Annotated in this window: 14 protein-coding genes; 8 read left to right on the top strand and 6 right to left on the bottom strand. The window is 71.3% G+C overall.

The annotated features are described in order from the left end of the window. The 3 genes from ilvC to ACIP89_RS36025 all read left to right on the top strand — a co-directional run. On the top strand, positions 1 to 606 hold a 606-nt coding region (gene ilvC, locus ACIP89_RS36035; protein WP_402118662.1), incomplete at its 5' end, for a ketol-acid reductoisomerase. 274 nt (positions 607 to 880) lie between these two features. Then, the gene (serA, locus tag ACIP89_RS36030; protein ID WP_401920073.1) at positions 881 to 2,473 is read left to right on the top strand and encodes a phosphoglycerate dehydrogenase; all 1,593 of its coding nucleotides are present in this window, start codon (positions 881 to 883) and stop codon (positions 2,471 to 2,473) included. Between the two features lie 78 nt (positions 2,474 to 2,551). Continuing rightward, positions 2,552 to 3,136, top strand: coding sequence for a TetR/AcrR family transcriptional regulator (locus tag ACIP89_RS36025; RefSeq protein ID WP_401920071.1), 585 nt, complete (start codon positions 2,552 to 2,554; stop codon positions 3,134 to 3,136). Positions 3,137 to 3,579: 443 nt separating this feature from the next. Here the strand turns inward: ACIP89_RS36025 and ACIP89_RS36020 are convergent, their stop codons facing one another. Further along, positions 3,580 to 4,722, bottom strand: a complete 1,143-nt coding sequence (locus ACIP89_RS36020) for a PucR family transcriptional regulator (protein WP_401920068.1) — start codon at positions 4,720 to 4,722, stop codon at positions 3,580 to 3,582. 184 nt (positions 4,723 to 4,906) lie between these two features. On the opposite strand from ACIP89_RS36020, the gene ACIP89_RS36015 reads away from it, so the two are divergent. Together ACIP89_RS36015 and pruA are read left to right on the top strand one after the other, a co-directional pair. Continuing rightward, complete coding sequence (locus tag ACIP89_RS36015; protein ID WP_327339174.1) at positions 4,907 to 5,833, top strand: proline dehydrogenase family protein; 927 nt, start codon at positions 4,907 to 4,909, stop codon at positions 5,831 to 5,833. A 38-nt stretch (positions 5,834 to 5,871) separates the two neighbouring features. Beyond that, the gene (gene pruA, locus ACIP89_RS36010; RefSeq protein ID WP_402118659.1) at positions 5,872 to 7,503 is read left to right on the top strand and encodes an L-glutamate gamma-semialdehyde dehydrogenase; all 1,632 of its coding nucleotides are present in this window, start codon (positions 5,872 to 5,874) and stop codon (positions 7,501 to 7,503) included. Positions 7,504 to 7,596: 93 nt separating this feature from the next. Here the strand turns inward: pruA and ACIP89_RS36005 are convergent, their stop codons facing one another. The 3 genes from ACIP89_RS36005 to ACIP89_RS35995 are packed head-to-tail and all read right to left on the bottom strand — an operon-like array spanning position 7,597 to position 10,231. Beyond that, positions 7,597 to 8,802, bottom strand: a complete 1,206-nt coding sequence (locus ACIP89_RS36005) for a lysophospholipid acyltransferase family protein (RefSeq protein WP_401920063.1) — start codon at positions 8,800 to 8,802, stop codon at positions 7,597 to 7,599. Further along, a complete protein-coding gene (locus ACIP89_RS36000; RefSeq protein WP_402118658.1) occupies positions 8,799 to 9,662 on the bottom strand; it encodes a phosphatidate cytidylyltransferase in 864 nt (287 codons plus the stop codon). Before ACIP89_RS36000 ends, ACIP89_RS36005 begins: the two co-directional genes overlap by 4 nt. Further along, entirely contained in the window at positions 9,659 to 10,231 is a 573-nt protein-coding gene (locus tag ACIP89_RS35995; protein ID WP_401928190.1) for a CDP-alcohol phosphatidyltransferase family protein, read from the bottom strand. The genes ACIP89_RS36000 and ACIP89_RS35995 overlap by 4 nt, the downstream gene beginning before the upstream one ends. A gap of 340 nt (positions 10,232 to 10,571) precedes the next feature. Between ACIP89_RS35995 and ACIP89_RS35990 the strand changes: the two genes are divergently transcribed. Further along, positions 10,572 to 10,700: a hypothetical protein gene (locus tag ACIP89_RS35990; RefSeq protein WP_274535172.1), complete on the top strand. Its 129-nt coding sequence runs from the start codon at positions 10,572 to 10,574 to the stop codon at positions 10,698 to 10,700. A 32-nt stretch (positions 10,701 to 10,732) separates the two neighbouring features. Here ACIP89_RS35990 and ACIP89_RS35985 read toward each other — a convergent pair whose 3' ends face one another. Next, on the bottom strand, positions 10,733 to 12,304 hold the full coding sequence (locus tag ACIP89_RS35985; protein ID WP_401920055.1) for a purple acid phosphatase family protein: 1,572 nt from the start codon (positions 12,302 to 12,304) through the stop codon (positions 10,733 to 10,735). A 130-nt stretch (positions 12,305 to 12,434) separates the two neighbouring features. Between ACIP89_RS35985 and ACIP89_RS35980 the strand changes: the two genes are divergently transcribed. Beyond that, positions 12,435 to 13,475 (top strand): 3-isopropylmalate dehydrogenase, encoded by a 1,041-nt coding sequence (locus tag ACIP89_RS35980; protein WP_073738679.1) that lies wholly within the window; start codon positions 12,435 to 12,437, stop codon positions 13,473 to 13,475. Between the two features lie 239 nt (positions 13,476 to 13,714). Further along, a complete protein-coding gene (locus tag ACIP89_RS35975) occupies positions 13,715 to 14,803 on the top strand; it encodes a branched-chain amino acid aminotransferase (RefSeq protein WP_401920053.1) in 1,089 nt (362 codons plus the stop codon). 14 nt (positions 14,804 to 14,817) lie between these two features. Here ACIP89_RS35975 and ACIP89_RS35970 read toward each other — a convergent pair whose 3' ends face one another. Beyond that, positions 14,818 to 16,254, bottom strand: coding sequence for a cytosine permease (locus ACIP89_RS35970; RefSeq protein WP_402118655.1), 1,437 nt, complete (start codon positions 16,252 to 16,254; stop codon positions 14,818 to 14,820). Between the last annotated feature and the right edge of the window lie 60 nt (positions 16,255 to 16,314).

Here is a 16,314-nt window from a genome sequence, read left to right as displayed (position 1 = left end):
CCGGGCCACCTGGTCCGCCGCCAGTACGAGGAGGGCCGCGGCGTTCCGTGCATCGTGGCCGTCGAGCAGGACGCCACGGGCAAGGGCCTGGAGCTGGCGCTCTCGTACGCCAAGGGCATCGGCGGCACCCGCGCCGGCGTCATCAAGACCACGTTCACCGAGGAGACCGAGACCGACCTCTTCGGCGAGCAGGCCGTCCTCTGTGGTGGCACCGCCGCCCTGGTGAAGGCCGGTTTCGAGACGCTGACCGAGGCCGGTTACCAGCCGGAGATCGCGTACTTCGAGTGCCTGCACGAGCTGAAGCTCATCGTGGACCTCATGTACGAGGGCGGCCTGGAGAAGATGCGCTGGTCCATCTCGGAGACCGCCGAGTGGGGCGACTACGTCACCGGCCCGCGCATCATCACCGACGCCACCAAGGCCGAGATGAAGAAGGTCCTCGCCGAGATCCAGGACGGCACCTTCGCCAAGGCCTGGATGGCGGAGTACCACAACGGTCTGCCCAAGTACAACGAGTACAAGAAGGCCGACAGCGACCACCTGCTGGAGACCACGGGCCGTGAGCTCCGCAAGCTCATGAGCTGGGTCAACGACGACGACGCGTAACACCGATGCCTCAGGGGCGGGTTCCCGGACCCGCCCCTGAGGCATCAGCCCTGCTTCACCGCTGGAAGAGGCGGCGTCGTACGTGTGTACAAGTCGTCCAGCCTCATGAGGGTGATCCTTCCAACGGGGCGCAGTATGCGCCGTCGCGCATGACTACACTTCTTCACACATACACGCGTCAGGCCCACAGTGTCGTGCGTCTTCCACGCGGCAAGCCCCTCCACCGCCTGCGGCCGTCGGGACGGCCGTCCGCACTGGATCTGTGAGGACTCACGTGAGCTCGAAACCTGTCGTACTCATCGCTGAAGAGCTGTCGCCCGCCACGGTGGACGCCCTGGGCCCGGACTTCGAGATCCGGCACTGCAACGGCGCGGACCGCGCCGAACTCCTCCCCGCGATCGTCGATGTCGACGCCATCCTGGTGCGCTCCGCCACCAAGGTCGACGCCGAGGCCATCGCCGCCGCGAAGAAGCTGAAGGTCGTCGCCCGCGCGGGTGTCGGTCTGGACAACGTCGATGTCTCCTCGGCCACCAAGGCCGGTGTGATGGTCGTGAACGCGCCGACCTCCAACATCGTGACCGCCGCCGAGCTGGCCTGCGGTCTGCTGGTCGCCACCGCGCGCCACATCCCCCAGGCCAACACCGCCCTCAAGAACGGCGAGTGGAAGCGCTCCAAGTACACCGGCGTCGAGCTGAGCGAGAAGACCCTCGGTGTCGTCGGCCTCGGCCGCATCGGCGTCCTGGTCGCCCAGCGCATGTCGGCCTTCGGCATGAAGATCGTCGCGTTCGACCCCTACGTGCAGCCCGCGCGCGCCGCGCAGATGGGCGTCAAGCTCCTCTCGCTGGACGAGCTCCTGGAGGTCTCCGACTTCATCACCGTGCACCTCCCCAAGACCCCGGAGACGCTCGGCCTGATCGGTGACGAGGCGCTGCACAAGGTGAAGCCCTCGGTGCGGATCGTCAACGCCGCCCGCGGCGGCATCGTCGACGAGGAGGCGCTCGCCTCCGCCCTCAAGGAGGGCCGCGTCGCCGGCGCCGGCCTCGACGTGTACACCAAGGAGCCCTGCACGGACTCCCCGCTGTTCCAGTTCGACCAGGTCGTCTGCACCCCGCACCTCGGCGCCTCCACCGACGAGGCCCAGGAGAAGGCGGGCATCGCGGTCGCCAAGTCGGTGCGCCTCGCGCTCGCCGGCGAGCTCGTACCGGACGCGGTCAACGTCCAGGGCGGCGTGATCGCGGAGGACGTCCGTCCCGGACTGCCGCTCGCCGAGAAGCTCGGCCGGATCTTCACCGCGCTCGCGGGCGAGGTCGCGGCCCGCCTCGATGTCGAGGTGTACGGCGAGATCACCCAGCACGACGTCAAGGTGCTCGAACTCTCCGCGCTCAAGGGCGTCTTCGAGGACGTCGTCGACGAGACCGTCTCGTACGTGAACGCCCCGCTGTTCGCGCAGGAGCGCGGTGTCGAGGTCCGCCTCACCACCAGCTCCGAGTCGCCCGACCACCGCAACGTGGTCACCGTGCGCGGCACGCTCGCCACGGGCGAGGAGATCGCGGTGTCCGGCACGCTGGCCGGCCCCAAGCACCTCCAGAAGATCGTCGCGATCGGGGACCACGACGTCGACCTGGCGCTGGCCGACCACATGGTCGTCCTGCGGTACGACGACCGCCCCGGTGTCGTCGGCGCGGTCGGCAAGATCCTCGGCGAGGCCGGTCTGAACATCGCAGGCATGCAGGTCTCGCGCGCCGATGTGGGCGGCGAGGCGCTGGTCGTCCTCACCGTCGACGACGACGTCCCGCCGTCGGTGCTCACCGAGATCTCGGCGGAGATCGGCGCGGCCTCGGCCCGTTCGGTGAACCTCACCGACTGAGCCCTCCCCGCAACCCGCGTACCCGGCATCTAGACGTGCGTCTTACACGGACGTCTGCATGCCGGGTACGCTGCTTTCATGGGACATCGTGAGGATCTGCTCGAAGGCGCCAAGCGCTGCCTGCTGGAGAAGGGGTACGCCCGGACGACGGCCCGCGACATCGTGGCTGCCTCCGGTACGAACCTCGCCTCCATCGGCTACCACTACGGCTCCAAGGAGGCCCTGCTCAACCTGGCCTTCCTCAAGGTGACGGAGGAGTGGGGCGACGTGCTGACCAAGGACGGCGAAACCGCCGGGAACCCCGTCGCCACGCCGCCGGCGCCGCTCGACCAGTTCCGTGAGACCTGGGAACGGGTGATCGGCAGCTACGAGCAGACCCGCTCCGTCTGGCAGCTCCAGATGGAGGTCATCTCGCGCATCGACTCCGACCCCGAGCTGCAGAAGGCCCTCGTCGGCCCACAGCGCGAGGGCCGCAACGGGCTCGCCGAGAACATGCTGGGCATCGACCCGGAGGCGGAGCCGGAGAAGGCGCGGGTGGCGGGGCTGTTCTGCCAGGCGCTGCTCGCGGGGGTGATGGTCCAGTGGCTGATGGACCGTGACAGCGCCCCGTCGGCGCAGGACCTGACGGAGGGCCTGAAGGCGGTCCTGGCCGGACGCGCGTAGCGCCCCGGTCCTTGGCGCGGGGTTCCGTCCTCAATCGCCGGACGGGCTGGGGTGCGGGGTGCTCCGCCGCTGCGGGGTGCGCCTGCCCCCGGTGGGTGGGGGGTGGTGCCCCTCCGGGGCGTCTCCTCGGAAATGGCGTGTTCACCCCGGACCGTGAGGGACCCGGGTCGTACGCCATTCCCTGCGGGGACCCCCCTGCACGGCCCCACCCCTGCATCACTCGCGTCTGCAGACGCGGGACGGCCCGGGTTCGGGGGCGTGCAGGGGCGTCCCCGCAGAAAAATGGCGTACTACCCGGCCCCCGCTACGTCTCCGGTCGCCACGCCAGTTTTTGAGGAGACGCCCCGGAGGGACCCCGAACCCCCACCCACCGGGCAGGCGCACCCCCGCGCAACGCAGAGCACCCGCACCCACAGCCCGTCCGGCGATTGAGGACGGAACCCTCAGAGCCGGGACGCCTTCAGCGCCATGTGCAGCAGCAGCCGGTCCTCGCCGTCGTTCAGGTCCAGGCCGGTGAGCTGCTGGACCCGGGAGAGCCGGTAGTACAGCGTCTGGCGGTGGATGCCCAGCTCACCGGCGGTCCGGGACGCCTGGCCCGCGCAGTCGAGGAACACCTCCGCGGTGCGGGCCAGGTCCCGGTGCGCCGGGGTGAGCAGTGGGCGGACCGTGGGGTCGGGCGGCGTCTCCGGGGTGAGCGCGGTCAGCAGGCGGTAGGGGCCGATGGCCGACCACTGGGCGACCGGGCCGAACCGCGTCTCCGCCGCTGCCGCCCGGTTCGCGGCGGACGCCTCGTGCCAGGCGTCGGCCAGCTCCGCCAGGCCCCGGCGCGGCACCGCGATCCCGGCGGTGGCGGTGGCACCGGCGGTGGCGCGCAGCCGGTCGGCTGCGGTGAGCGCCGGGTCGAGGACCTCGGGGGAGCGGAGCCGGACGAGCGCGGCCAGCGCCGGAGTGCCCGCCGCGTCGGCGGACGGGGCGCCGGACAGGGCCGCCGTCGACGGCACCGTGCGCGCCGAGGGCGGGTCCTCGGTCCACGGGGTCACGCACACCACGGTGTGCAGTCCCTCGGCGTCCGGGCCGAGCGCCTCGCTGAGTGCGGCCACCGCCATCTCGCGCTGCCAGCCCCGCGCCGCCGTGATGACCGCGCCGAACTCCCGGGACAGGTCGGTGCCCGCCCGCGCCTCGTCGGAGAGCAGCGCGCCGATCCGGGCCGCCACCTGCATCGCCGCCTCCAGCTGCCGGTCGGTCGGCCCGGGGTCGGCGTCCAGCAGCCATACGTAGCCGAGCACCACACCCCGATGGCGTACCGGAAGGCAGATCCGGTCCCGGTTGACGCCGGCCTCCGGGGCGGCCGGGATGCGGACGGGGCCGGTGGCGTGGGTGATGCCGAAGTTCTCGAACCAGGCGCGGACCGCCGGGGTCGAGCGGCGGGTCAGGATCGAGCGGGTGCGGACCGGGTCCATCGCCGTGTCGTCGTCGCTGTCGTGGGCGCCGAAGGCGACCAGGCCGAAGTCCCGGTTCTCCAGCGTCGCGGGGGCGCCGAGCAGCCCGGAGATCTCGTCGACCAGCTCCTGGTAATCGCCCTTCACCCGTACATTCTCGCACCCCTTCAGACATATGTCTGAGATGCAGGGCACGGATGCGTGACAGCTGTCGATGGCCCGGGGTCGGGGGGATCCATAGATTTGACGGTGGTTCTCCGTGCTGTACCGCTTATGTTCGTCATAGAGCAGTGGTGCGGCTTTCGTCCGTACTTTTCCGTGGAGGTGCCCCGTGCTGGGTCCCGTGATTCTCGCCGCGTCACGCAGCGACAAGATGCGCCGCTTCATCTCGGCAGCCCCGGGCACCAAGCAGGTCGTCGGCCGGTTCATCGCCGGTGAGACGGTCGAGCAGGTCGTCCCGATCATCGAGGACGCCGCCGGCAAGGGCCTCGAAGTCACCATGGACGTGGTCGGTGAGGACATCACCACGCCCGAGCAGGCCGCGGCCGCCCGCGACGCCTATCTGGAGCTGATCGGCCGCCTGAAGGACCTCGGTCTGGGCACGAAGGCCGAGATGTCCGTGAAGCTCTCGATGTTCGGCCAGGCGCTGGACGGCGGCCATGAGCTGGCGCTCGCCAACGTCCGCCCGGTCGTCGAGGCCGCCGCCGAGATCGGCACCACGGTCACTCTGGACGCCGAGGACCACACCACTCTCGACTCGATGTTCGCCATCCACGAGGAGCTGCGGAAGGACTACCCGCAGACCGGATGCGTCATCCAGGCCTACCTCTTCCGTACCGAGGAGGACGCGCGCCGCCTCGCCGCCGCGGGCAGCCGCGTCCGCATCGTGAAGGGCGCCTACAAGGAGCCCGCCTCCGTCGCGTACCAGGAAAAGGCCGAGATCGACAAGGCGTACGTCCGCATCCTGCGGACGCTGATGGACGGCGAGGGCTACCCGATGATCGGGTCCCACGACCCGCGTCTGATAGCCATCGCCCAGGAGCTGGGCCGCAAGGCCGGGCGCAAGCTGGACGAGTACGAGTTCCAGATGCTGTACGGCATCCGCAGCGAGGAGCACATCCGGCTCGCGGCCGAGGGCCACCGGATGCGCGTCTACACCGCATACGGCACCGACTGGTACGGCTACTTCATGCGCCGCCTCGCGGAGAAGCCGGCCAACCTGCTGTTCTTCGGCCGCTCCATCCTCACCAAGGGCTGAGCCCCCTCCATCCCTCTACTGAAGGAGCAACGGAACCCATGGACGCTGTAACCCAGGTCCCCGCGCCGGTCAACGAGCCGGTCCACTCCTACGCCCCGGGCTCCCCGGAGCGCGCCCGCCTGGAGGCCAAGCTCAAGGAGCTCAGCCAGAACCCGATCGACCTGCCGATGACCATCGGCGGCGAGAAGCGGATGGGCGGCGGCGAGCGCTTCGACGTCGTGCAGCCCCACAACCACAAGGCCGTCATCGGCACCTTTGCGGGCGCCACCGAGCAGGACGCGAAGGACGCGGTCGACGCCGCCCTCGCCGCCGCTCCGGCCTGGCGCGCGATGTCCTTCGACGACCGCGCGGCCATCATCCTGCGCGCCGCCGAGCTGCTCTCCGGCCCCTGGCGCGAGACGCTGGCCGCCTCCACGATGCTCGGCCAGGGCAAGACCGCCCAGCAGGCCGAGATCGACTGCCCCTGTGAGCTCGTCGACTTCTGGCGCTTCAACGTGCACTACGCGCGCCAGATCCTGGCCGAGCAGCCCCCGGCGAACTCCGCCGGTGTGTGGAACCGCATGGACCACCGCCCGCTGGAGGGCTTCGTCTACGCGATCACGCCGTTCAACTTCTCGGCGATCGCGGCCAACCTGCCCACCGCTCCCGCCCTCATGGGCAACGTGGTGGTCTGGAAGCCGTCCCCGACGCAGACCCACGCCGCCGTGCTGCTGATGCAGCTCCTGGAGGAGGCCGGTCTCCCCAAGGGCGTCATCAACCTGGTGACGGGCGACGGCATCGCCGTCTCCGAGGTGGCCCTGAACCACCGCGACCTGGCCGGTATCCACTTCACCGGCTCGACCCCCACCTTCCAGCACCTGTGGAAGACGGTCGGCAACAACATCGCCAACTACCGCGCCTACCCGCGGCTCGTCGGTGAGACCGGTGGCAAGGACTTCGTCGTCGCCCACCCGTCGGCCGACCAGGCGATCCTGAAGACCGCGTTGACCCGCGGCTCCTTCGAGTACCAGGGCCAGAAGTGCTCCGCGTCCTCGCGGGCGTACGTCCCGGCCTCCATCTGGAACTCCGGTTTCAAGGAGAAGTTCGCGGCCGAGGTCGACTCCATCACCATGGGCGACGTCACGGACCTGTCGCACTTCATGGGCGCCGTCATCGACGACCGCTCGTTCGCGAAGAACAAGGCCGCCATCGACCGCGCCGCCGCCGACCCGGCGTGCACGATCATCGCGGGCGGCACGTACGACGACTCGGTGGGCTACTTCGTTCGCCCGACCGTTATCGAGTGCAGCGACCCCGAGAACGAGGTCTTCACGACCGAGTACTTCGGCCCGATCCTCGCCGTGCACGTCTACGAGGACGAGAAGTACGACGAGATGCTGGAGCAGATGGAGTCGGTCTCCGACTACGCGCTGACCGGTTCCGTCATCGCGAACGACCGCGCCGCGGCCGCGGCCACGATGGAGAAGCTGCGGTACGCCGCGGGCAACTTCTACATCAACGACAAGTCGACCGGCGCCGTCGTCGGCCAGCAGCCCTTCGGCGGTGGCCGTGCCTCGGGTACGAACGACAAGGCGGGTGCCCCGCAGAACCTCCAGCGCTGGACCCTGACCCGGGCCATCAAGGAGACGCTGGTCCCGCCGACCGAGTACACCTACCCCCACCAGGGCTGACCGCCCTCCGGGGCCCCGCCCCGCCCTGAACTCCGCCTCCCGACCGGTTCCCCTGCCGGCCGGGGGGCGGTTTCCATGTGCGCCGGGCCGGGTTCAGCTCCAGCCGTGCACGATCAGCGAGAGCCCCACCGCGAACCCGCCGCCCAGCAGGGCGAGGAAGCGGCCGTAGTGGCGGCGGTGGCGGCGCAGCAGCAGCCCGGTCCCGGCGAGCCCGAGACCGACCGTGAGCGTGCGCGAGCCGCGGGCCGCCGCGGACGCGCCGAGCCACTCCGCCGCCGGGACCCCGGCGCGCCCGGCCTCCGCGCCGTACACCTTGAACGGGATGCCGTTCCACGGCTGGTGGCGCACCGCGGAGGCACCCTCCAGGGCCAGTTCGTGCCGGACCTCCGCGCGCATCCGGTCCGTGGTCAGCGGCGCGGGCGGCTGGACCCCGGCCGAGGCCAGTTGCAGGGCGAGGAGACCACCGGCCAGGCTGCCCGCGAGCGCGCCCAGCGACATCTTCGGCGCCGCCCGGGGCGCCGCCACGCATACCGCGCCCAGCAGCAGCTCCGGCATCAGCGGCCAGCTCAGCGCCTCCGCGAACGCCCAGCAGAACGCCAGCGGCAGACCCCACCGCGAGGTGACCACGGCCGCCACCCGCCGCCGGGTCACCGAGTCCCGCAGCGGCTCCGTCGCCGTCCGGCTCTGCAGCGCCCGCACCGCGTCACGGGCCTGCTCCGGGGTGACCGACGACGGCAGCGGCTCTCCGACCGTCACCCGTACCAGCGAGGAGCGCAGCCGGCCGTGCTTGGGCAGCAGCCGGTCCGTGCCGGCGATCCCCACCGGCACGACCGGTACCCCAGCCTCCTCGGCCAGCACCAGCGCACCCCGGTGGAAGGAGCCCAGCTCGCCGTCCCTGGCCCGGGTGCCCTCGGGGAACAGCACGACCGCCCGGCCCTCACGCAGTTCACCGGCCATGGCGAGCAGATCGTCCATCCCGCCGCCGCCCCGCCGCACCGGGAACCCGGCCGCGAGCCTGCGGCAGATCCGGCGCCGCCAGGGGGAGGCGAACCAGTAGTCGGCCGCAGCCCCGATCACCGGGCCGTGCCGGGCGTCGAGCGCCGCGAGGAGGGCGGCCGTATCGGCGTGCGAGGAGTGGTTGGCGACCACCACACAGCCGCCCCCGGGCAGCCGGCCGCGCCGCTCGACCCCGCCGGTCAGGCTGAGGACGGTCCACCACAGAGCGCGCCTCAGCACGGCGGCGCAGCGGGACCGTACCGGGAGCACGGACCGTCCGGGAGTGCGCGTGAGGGTGTTCACCGGGTCATCACCGTCGCCAGGAGAAGGGCCACGAGCAGAGAGTCGATCCGGTCGAGGAGTCCGCCGAAGCCGGGCAGCCAGCTGCCCGCGTCCTTCACCCCCGACTCGCGTTTGACCATGGACTCGACCAGGTCGCCCAGGACGCAGCCGCCGGTCACCGCCGCCCACAGCGGCAGGCCGAACTCTCCCAGTACGAGCAGGAGTCCGGCCGTCGCGGCGGCCGCGCCGAGCACGCCCGCCCAGGTCTTGTTGGGGGAGAGCGGCGACAGCGGCCGGGCGAGCGGACCGCGCCGGCCCAGTGCCGTACCGCCGCACCAGGCGCCGACATCGCCGAGCGCCACCGCGAGGCCCACGGTGACCGCGGTTCCGCCGAGCGTCACCAGGCCGGTCAGCGCGACCGGGATCCACAGCAGCCCGAAGGCGGTACGGGCGGTGCGGGTGAATCCGGTCCGGTCGTCCCCGCCCAGTACGGCGGGCAGCGCGGCGGCGACCGGCAGCAGCGCCGCCACCCGGAGGTCCAGCAGGCGGGGCGCGAGCCAGGCCAGCGCGGGCAGCACGAGCGCGGCCGCCGCCAGCACCACGTGGTCGCCGCGCCGCAGCCCCGCCATCCGGACGAACTCGCCCGCCGCGACCACTCCGAGCCCGGCGGCCAGCGCGTACGTACCGCCGCCGCCCAGCAGGTAGGACCCGAGGAAGACGGGTGCGACCAGCGCCCAGGTCCGCCACCGCCTGCGCAGCTCGGCCCGCATCCGCAGTCTGGAGGGCAGGACGGCGATGGCCGCGCCGCCCGCACCGAGCACACCCGCGACCAGCGGCACGGCGCGCGCCGCCGCCTCCTCCGCGATCAGTACGGCGCTCATGACGTCTCCCGCCACAGGCCGGCCAGCCGGAGCCCGGCGGTGAGCAGCGAACCGGCCGCGATCACGGTCAGCACGGGCACGGCCCAGCCGCTCGCCGCGGCGATCACGACGAGCAGGCAGCGTTCGGTCTTGCCGACCGGGCCGCCGTTGCGCCGGGGCGCTCCGGCCGCCGCCCCGGCCAGCGACACCCAGGACGGCAGGGTGGCCGCGAGCCCTGTGAGGGCCACCAGCCACAGCGGGGCGAGGGCGAGGAAGCCGGCCAGTACGACGAGGTCGGCGACCCGGTCGCCCAGCTCGTTCAGGACCGCGCCGCGCCGGGTCGTGCGGCCCGTGTCGCGGGCCAGTGCCCCGTCCAGGTTGGCGAAGGCGAGCCGGGCCGCGAGCAGTGCGGCGACCGGCAGTGCGGCGGGGCCGGCGGGCAGCCGGGCCAGTGCGGCGGCGGCGCCGGCCGCCGCGACCACGCCGGCCGCGGTGACGGTGTCGGGCGACACGTCGTGGCGGACCAGCGAGGCACGGACACCGGAGAGCCGGTTCGCGTACCAGGGCTTCAGAGCGTAGAGGCCGTTCATGGGTTCAACTGTCGTGCGCCGCAGGTCCCTTCGACACGGCGTGCGTACTCATGTGCGGGCTGAGTACGCGGTGGGTGCCCGGCGCTGTCGGGGGTGCCCGTCTCAGATAGTAGGAAGTCCGAGTAATTGTGGAGACAGAACGGCCCGGCTGCCTTAGCTTTGTAGGAGCCGAACGTCTCGCTGGAACCAGCGACTGGCGTTGTGAGTGCGTGCCCCGATGCAGGTAACCCCTGCGGCATCCGCTCCCGCCCCTTCCGGCGCCTCGAAATCAACGATCTCGAAATCACCGTTCACGAAGTTCGATCTCGAAATCCTCGCGATCTCAAGGAGTCGATCCATCATGGCCGAGACCACTGTCCGCCGCGTCCGTCACGCCCACCGCCCGACCGAGTCGGAGCGCCGGAACGCCGCCGCCGCCCTGCAGCGCGCCCTCGACCGCAGGGACAACGGCGGCTCCACCGGTCACTGACCGGGCCCCCCGGCCCGGCCGTGACCTGCTGATCAGCCCCGGCTGATCTCGAAGTGGTCGATGCGCTCGCCGGACTCGGCGAGCGCGGTGACCTTCATCCGGGCGTGCCGCCCGGCCTCCACCTCGACCGCGAGGAACGAGAAGCCGGTGTAGCGCACCCGGGACCACTCGACGGTCTCGGCGGCCTTTCCGCCGCCCTTGACCACGTGGTAAGTGTTCACGCTCTCCAGGTCCGTGACGTGCCCCTCGTAGCTGTCCGGTGCCGGGAAGTCGTAGAGCGCCTTGCCCGCGCCGCCCGCGGTGACGTACACGATGCCGTCCCGCTTCGGGTCGGTGCGCTCGCCGATCGGCACCTCGCGCTTGACGGTGTTCCTGAGGATCGCGTCGGTGCGCTCGTAGACGTGGTTGTGCCCGTTGATGACCAGGTCCACCTGGTGCTTCTCGAAGAGCGGCACCCAGGCGTCCCGTACCCCGCCGTCCGAGGCGTGCGCGTTGGTCGTGGAGAAGGCGCAGTGGTGGAAGAAGACCACCAGGAAGTCGATGTCGTGGCGGGCCCGCAGCTCGCCCAGGCGCCGGTCCAGCCAGCGCGTCTGCTTGCCGCCGCTGATGCCGAAGTTGGCGGGGATCTCGTAGGAGACGTCGTTGGCGTCGAGCGCGATCACGCCCACGTTGCCGTGCACGAAGGAGTAGGCGCCGGGCTGGTTCACCGGGTCGGGCCCGTTGTCGGGCAGAGTCCAGCGGGCGTTCTGGCCGCCGTAGCCGTCCGGGGAGTACCAGGCCTCCATGTCGTGGTTGCCGGTGGTCACCATCCACGGCACGGTCTTCGAGACGGTCTCCGTCTGCGCCAGGAACTGGTCCCAGGTGCGGGCGTCATAGACGTCGCTCGTCTGGCCCGAGCCCGAGGGGTCGGCGTAGCAGATGTCGCCCGCGTGCAGGTGGAAGGCGGGGTTCTGGCCCAGGATCAGCTGGTCGTTGCCGAGCGCGTGGTAGCTGACGCCCTGGTCGCCGAAGGCGGTGAAGGTGAAGTTCCCGGCGCGCGAGGGCGCGGTGGTGAAGGTGCCGAGGGTGCCCAGGTTGCGGGTGTCGGCCGGGTCGAAGCCCTCGTGGCCGACGCCGTAGTAGTACGTCGTGCCGGGCTTCAGCCGCTCCAGGCTCGCGTGTACGTAGAACTGCTCGGCGGCCGCGATCTTGCCGTCGTTCAGCCGGGGTGTGGTGAGGTGGCGCACCTCGGCGTCGATCTTCCGGCTCAGCGCCCACGGCTTGAGGCCGATCCGGATGTACGGGCGGCGCACGGCGAACGGGACCTGCCAGGAGACCGCCATCTGCGTCCTCGGGTCGGCGCCGTAGGCCAGGTGCCGGCCGAACGGGGCGACCAGCGAGCCGTCCACCCGGGTCGTGCTGTGCGAGGTGAGCACCGTCGGCGCGGCGTACGCGGGGGAGGCGGTGAGGGAGGTGCCGAGACCGGCACCGGCGACGGCGGCGGTCGCCACGCTCGTACGCAGCACACCGCGACGGGTCAGCCGGCTGCGCAGGTAGTCGTGCTGCTCGGCCATGCTCATGCGGTCGGCGAGCTTCTCGGGGATTCCGAAGCGGGGGATGTCCATGGGCGACAACCTCCACCCACTCCCTGACGTGCTCCCGTCGAATAGGTGAACGGTACACGTACAACAGCCCATGCGTCCGTATGGTGGACGCCACGTGTCATGGGGTGGGACGCGCAGTAGGGTGCTAGGCATGTCTCGCAGCATCAATCTCGCAGTGATCCCCGGTGACGGTATCGGCCGGGAGGTCGTGGCCCAGGGCCTCAAGGTCCTCAACGCTGTTCTCCCGCAGGATGTGAAGCTGGAGACCAAGGAGTACGACCTCGGCGCCCAGCGCTGGCACCGCACCGGTGAAACCCTCCCGGACGCGGAGCTGGAGGCCCTCAAGGGGCACGACGCCATCCTGCTCGGCGCGATCGGTGACCCCTCCGTGCCGTCCGGCGTCCTGGAGCGCGGGCTGCTGCTGAAGCTGCGTTTCGCCTTCGACCACTTCATCAACCTGCGGCCGTCGAAGCTGTTCCCGAACACCGAGACCCCGCTGGCCGGCCGTCCGGACATCGACTTCGTCGTCGTCCGCGAGGGCACCGAGGGCCCGTACACCGGAAACGGCGGTTCGCTGCGCACCGGTACCGAGCACGAGGTCGCCACCGAGGTCAGCCTCAACACCGCCTTCGGTGTCGAGCGCGTCGTCCGTGACGCTTTCGAGCGGGCCGCCGCCCGCCCGCGCAAGAAGCTGACGCTGGTCCACAAGAACAACGTCCTCGTGTACGCGGGTCACCTGTGGAAGAACACCTTCGACAAGGTGGCGGCCGAGTACCCCCAGGTCACCACCGACTACCTGCACGTCGACGCCGCGACGATCTTCTTCGTCACCCAGCCGGAGCGCTTCGACGTCATCGTCACCGACAACCTCTTCGGTGACATCCTGACCGACCTCGCCGCGGCCGTCTCCGGCGGCATCGGCCTGGCCGCCTCCGGCAACATCAACCCGACGGGCGCCTTCCCGTCGATGTTCGAACCGGTCCACGGCTCCGCCCCCGACATCGCGGGCCAGGGCAAGGCCGACCCGACCGCGACGATCCTCTCCGTCGCCCTCCTGCTGCGCCACCTCGGCTACGAGGCCCAGGCCGTGCGCATCGAGGACGCCGTCTCCGCGGACCTCGCGGAGCGCGAGGGGACCGCCCGCACCACCGACGAGATCGGCGACGCGCTCGCGGTACGCGTAGCGGGCTGATCCGACGACTGCCTCAAAGCCGCCGGGTCCCACAGGCACCCGGCGGCTTCTCCTGTGCGGCCCCGGGTGTCACCATCGAATCCTGGACCGCACACACGTCATTTCGTGCACGGCCTCCCGCGAGAGATAATCGAACGGGGCCGTGGCTCGCCATGAAGCTCGGACGTCCTACAACCTGTCCGGCGGGAGTGGGCGTGAGTGCGGTCCTACACACACAAAACGGTGAAGGACACGTACTCATGACGACGCCCACGATCGAGCTCAAGCCCTCCTCGAACCCGCTGTCCGACGCGGAGCGCGAGGCGATCCTGGTCAAGCCCGGATTCGGCCGCTACTTCACCGATCACATGGTGACCATCAAGTGGACCGAAGGCCGCGGCTGGCACGACGCCCAGCTCGTCCCGTACGCGCCGCTGTCGATCGACCCGGCCAACATGACGCTGCACTACGGCCAGGAGATCTTCGAGGGCCTCAAGGCCTACCGCCGGCCCGACGGCTCGGTCGCCACCTTCCGCCCCGAGGCCAACGCCGCGCGCTTCCAGGCCTCCGCCCGCCGGCTCGCGATGCCCGAGCTGCCCGTCGAGACCTTCGTCGAGGCCTGCGACGCGCTGGTCCAGCAGGACGCGGCCTGGGTCCCGGAGCACGGCGGCGAGGAGTCGCTGTACCTGCGCCCGTTCATGATCGCGACCGAGGTGGGCCTCGGGGTGCGCCCGTCGAACGAGTACCTCTTCCTGGTCATCGCCTCGCCGGCCGGCGCGTACTTCCCCGGCGGTGTGAAGCCCGTCTCCATCTGGCTCTCGGAGGACCGGGTGCGCGCCGTCCCGGGCGGCATGGGCGACGCCAAGACCGGCGGCAACTACGCCGCGTCCCTCCTCGCCCAGGCCGAGGCCGCCGCCAAGGGCTGCGACCAGGTCGCCTACCTCGACGCCGTCGAGCACAAGTGGGTCGAGGAACTCGGCGGGATGAACCTGTACTTCGTGTACGGCAACCGGATCGTCACCCCGTCCCTGACCGGCTCGCTCCTGGCCGGCATCACCCGCGACTCGCTGCTCAGGCTCGCCGCGGACCTCGGCTACGAGCCCGAGGAGAGCCGGGTCTCGATCGATCAGTGGCGTGACGACTCGGCTGCGGGCACCCTCACCGAGGTCTTCGCCTGCGGCACCGCCGCCGTCATCACCCCCGTCGGCACGGTGAAGAGCGCGAGCGGCGAGTGGATCCAGGGCGACGGCACGCCGGGCCCGGTCACCCTCAAGCTGCGCGAGCGCCTGCTGGACATCCAGCGCGGCACCGCCGAGGACACCCACGGCTGGATGCACCGGATCGGCTGACCGGGCACGGCCCGTCAGGGCGTGTGCTGAGCCGCCGGCCGGGCCCGTCCGCGGGCCCGGCCGGCGGCGCTGTGCGCACCCGGCCGGGTCAGCACGGCGTACGTCACCCCGCCCACCAGCCCCGACAGCACGAAGCTGCAGTCCACCCCGCCGGTCAGCGTGAGCAGCGGGCCCTCGTAGAGCGGGGTGGAGACGCCGCACAGGCCCACCGCGGCGCCGAGCGCCCAGCCGAGGGTGGCGTGCGGATGCCAGCCGGCCCGGAACCAGTAGACGCCGCCCCGGGTGCCCCGGTTGTAGACCTGGAGGGCCTCCGCGTCGTAGGCGCCCCGGCAGCGACGGTGCGAGATCATCGTGATGACCGCCCAGGGCGTGCCGATCGCGGTGAGCAGCAGCACGAACGACGTCATCGCCGACTGCGCGTTCCACACGAAGTGGCCCAGGAACACGAACGCCGTGGCGACCCCGGCGACGACCAGCGTGGCCCGTGCCCGGGTGGCGCGCGGCAGGATCGCGTCCAGGTCGAGTCCCATCGAGTAGAGCATCAGCCCGGCGTTGCCCACCGAGCCCGCGGCCGCCGCGAGGAGCAGCGGGACCAGGTACCAGGCGGGTGCGGCGGTGACCAGCGGACCCGCGTAGTCGAGCGAGGCGCGGGCCGCGAGCGCGGTGTACGTACCGAAGAGCTGCGGCACCAGCAGCCCGACGGCCAGGCCGAGGCAGGTGGCCCGCAGCACCCGGCGCGGGTGGTGGCGGACCGGTGAGATGTACCGGGTGTAGTCCCCGAGCAGCGTGATGAACGCGATCGGCCCGCTCAGCCCGGCGGCCACGGCGGACAGCGCCCAGGTGGGCCAGAACGAACCGAGCAGGTACGGGGTGTCCGGCGGCGCCGCCGTCGTGAGGTCCGGCGCGTAGGCGATCAGCCCGATGAGCAGCAGTACCGTCATGCCGACCGCGAGGATCTTGCTCAGGCGCAGCAGCAGCCGGTACCCGTACACCGCGCCGACGGCCGTACAGGCCGCCAGGACCGCGTAGACCAGGGTGTGCGAGAGGCCGCCGGAGGGGAGTCCGGCGAGGCGGGCCAGGGTGCCCACCATCACGTCGCCGCCGATCCACAGGGTGAGAGCGGTGTACCCCAGCGCGAGCAGCAGTCCCACGACGGACCCGACGAGCCGGCCGCGCACGCCGAAGGCCGCGCCGCTGGAGGTCGACAGGTTCGTCGCGGTGCGCAGCGAGACCAGGGCGAGCGGGGCGGTGACCGCCACCCCGACGGCCGTGCCGACGACGACCGAGGTCACCGCGGGCCACAGGCCCAGCCCGAAGGAGACCGGGAGCCAGCCGAAGACGATCACGCCCAGGCAGAGGTTCGATCCGAGCAGGATCGAGACGAGGTCACGCGGGGTGCTGGTGCGCTCCGCCGCCGGGATGGTGTCGACTCCGCGCTGTTCGATCGGCATGAGGCCGCCCCTGACGTTCGACTGTTTGAGTGCTGCTCAATGTGACGTAGGTCGATGCGA

Origin of the sequence: Streptomyces sp. NPDC088730 (assembly GCF_044751215.1) — a bacterium.
Classification (GTDB): domain Bacteria; phylum Actinomycetota; class Actinomycetes; order Streptomycetales; family Streptomycetaceae; genus Streptomyces.
The sequence above is the reverse complement of the archived record's forward strand: the minus strand, read 5'-3'. Positions and strand labels throughout refer to the sequence as shown.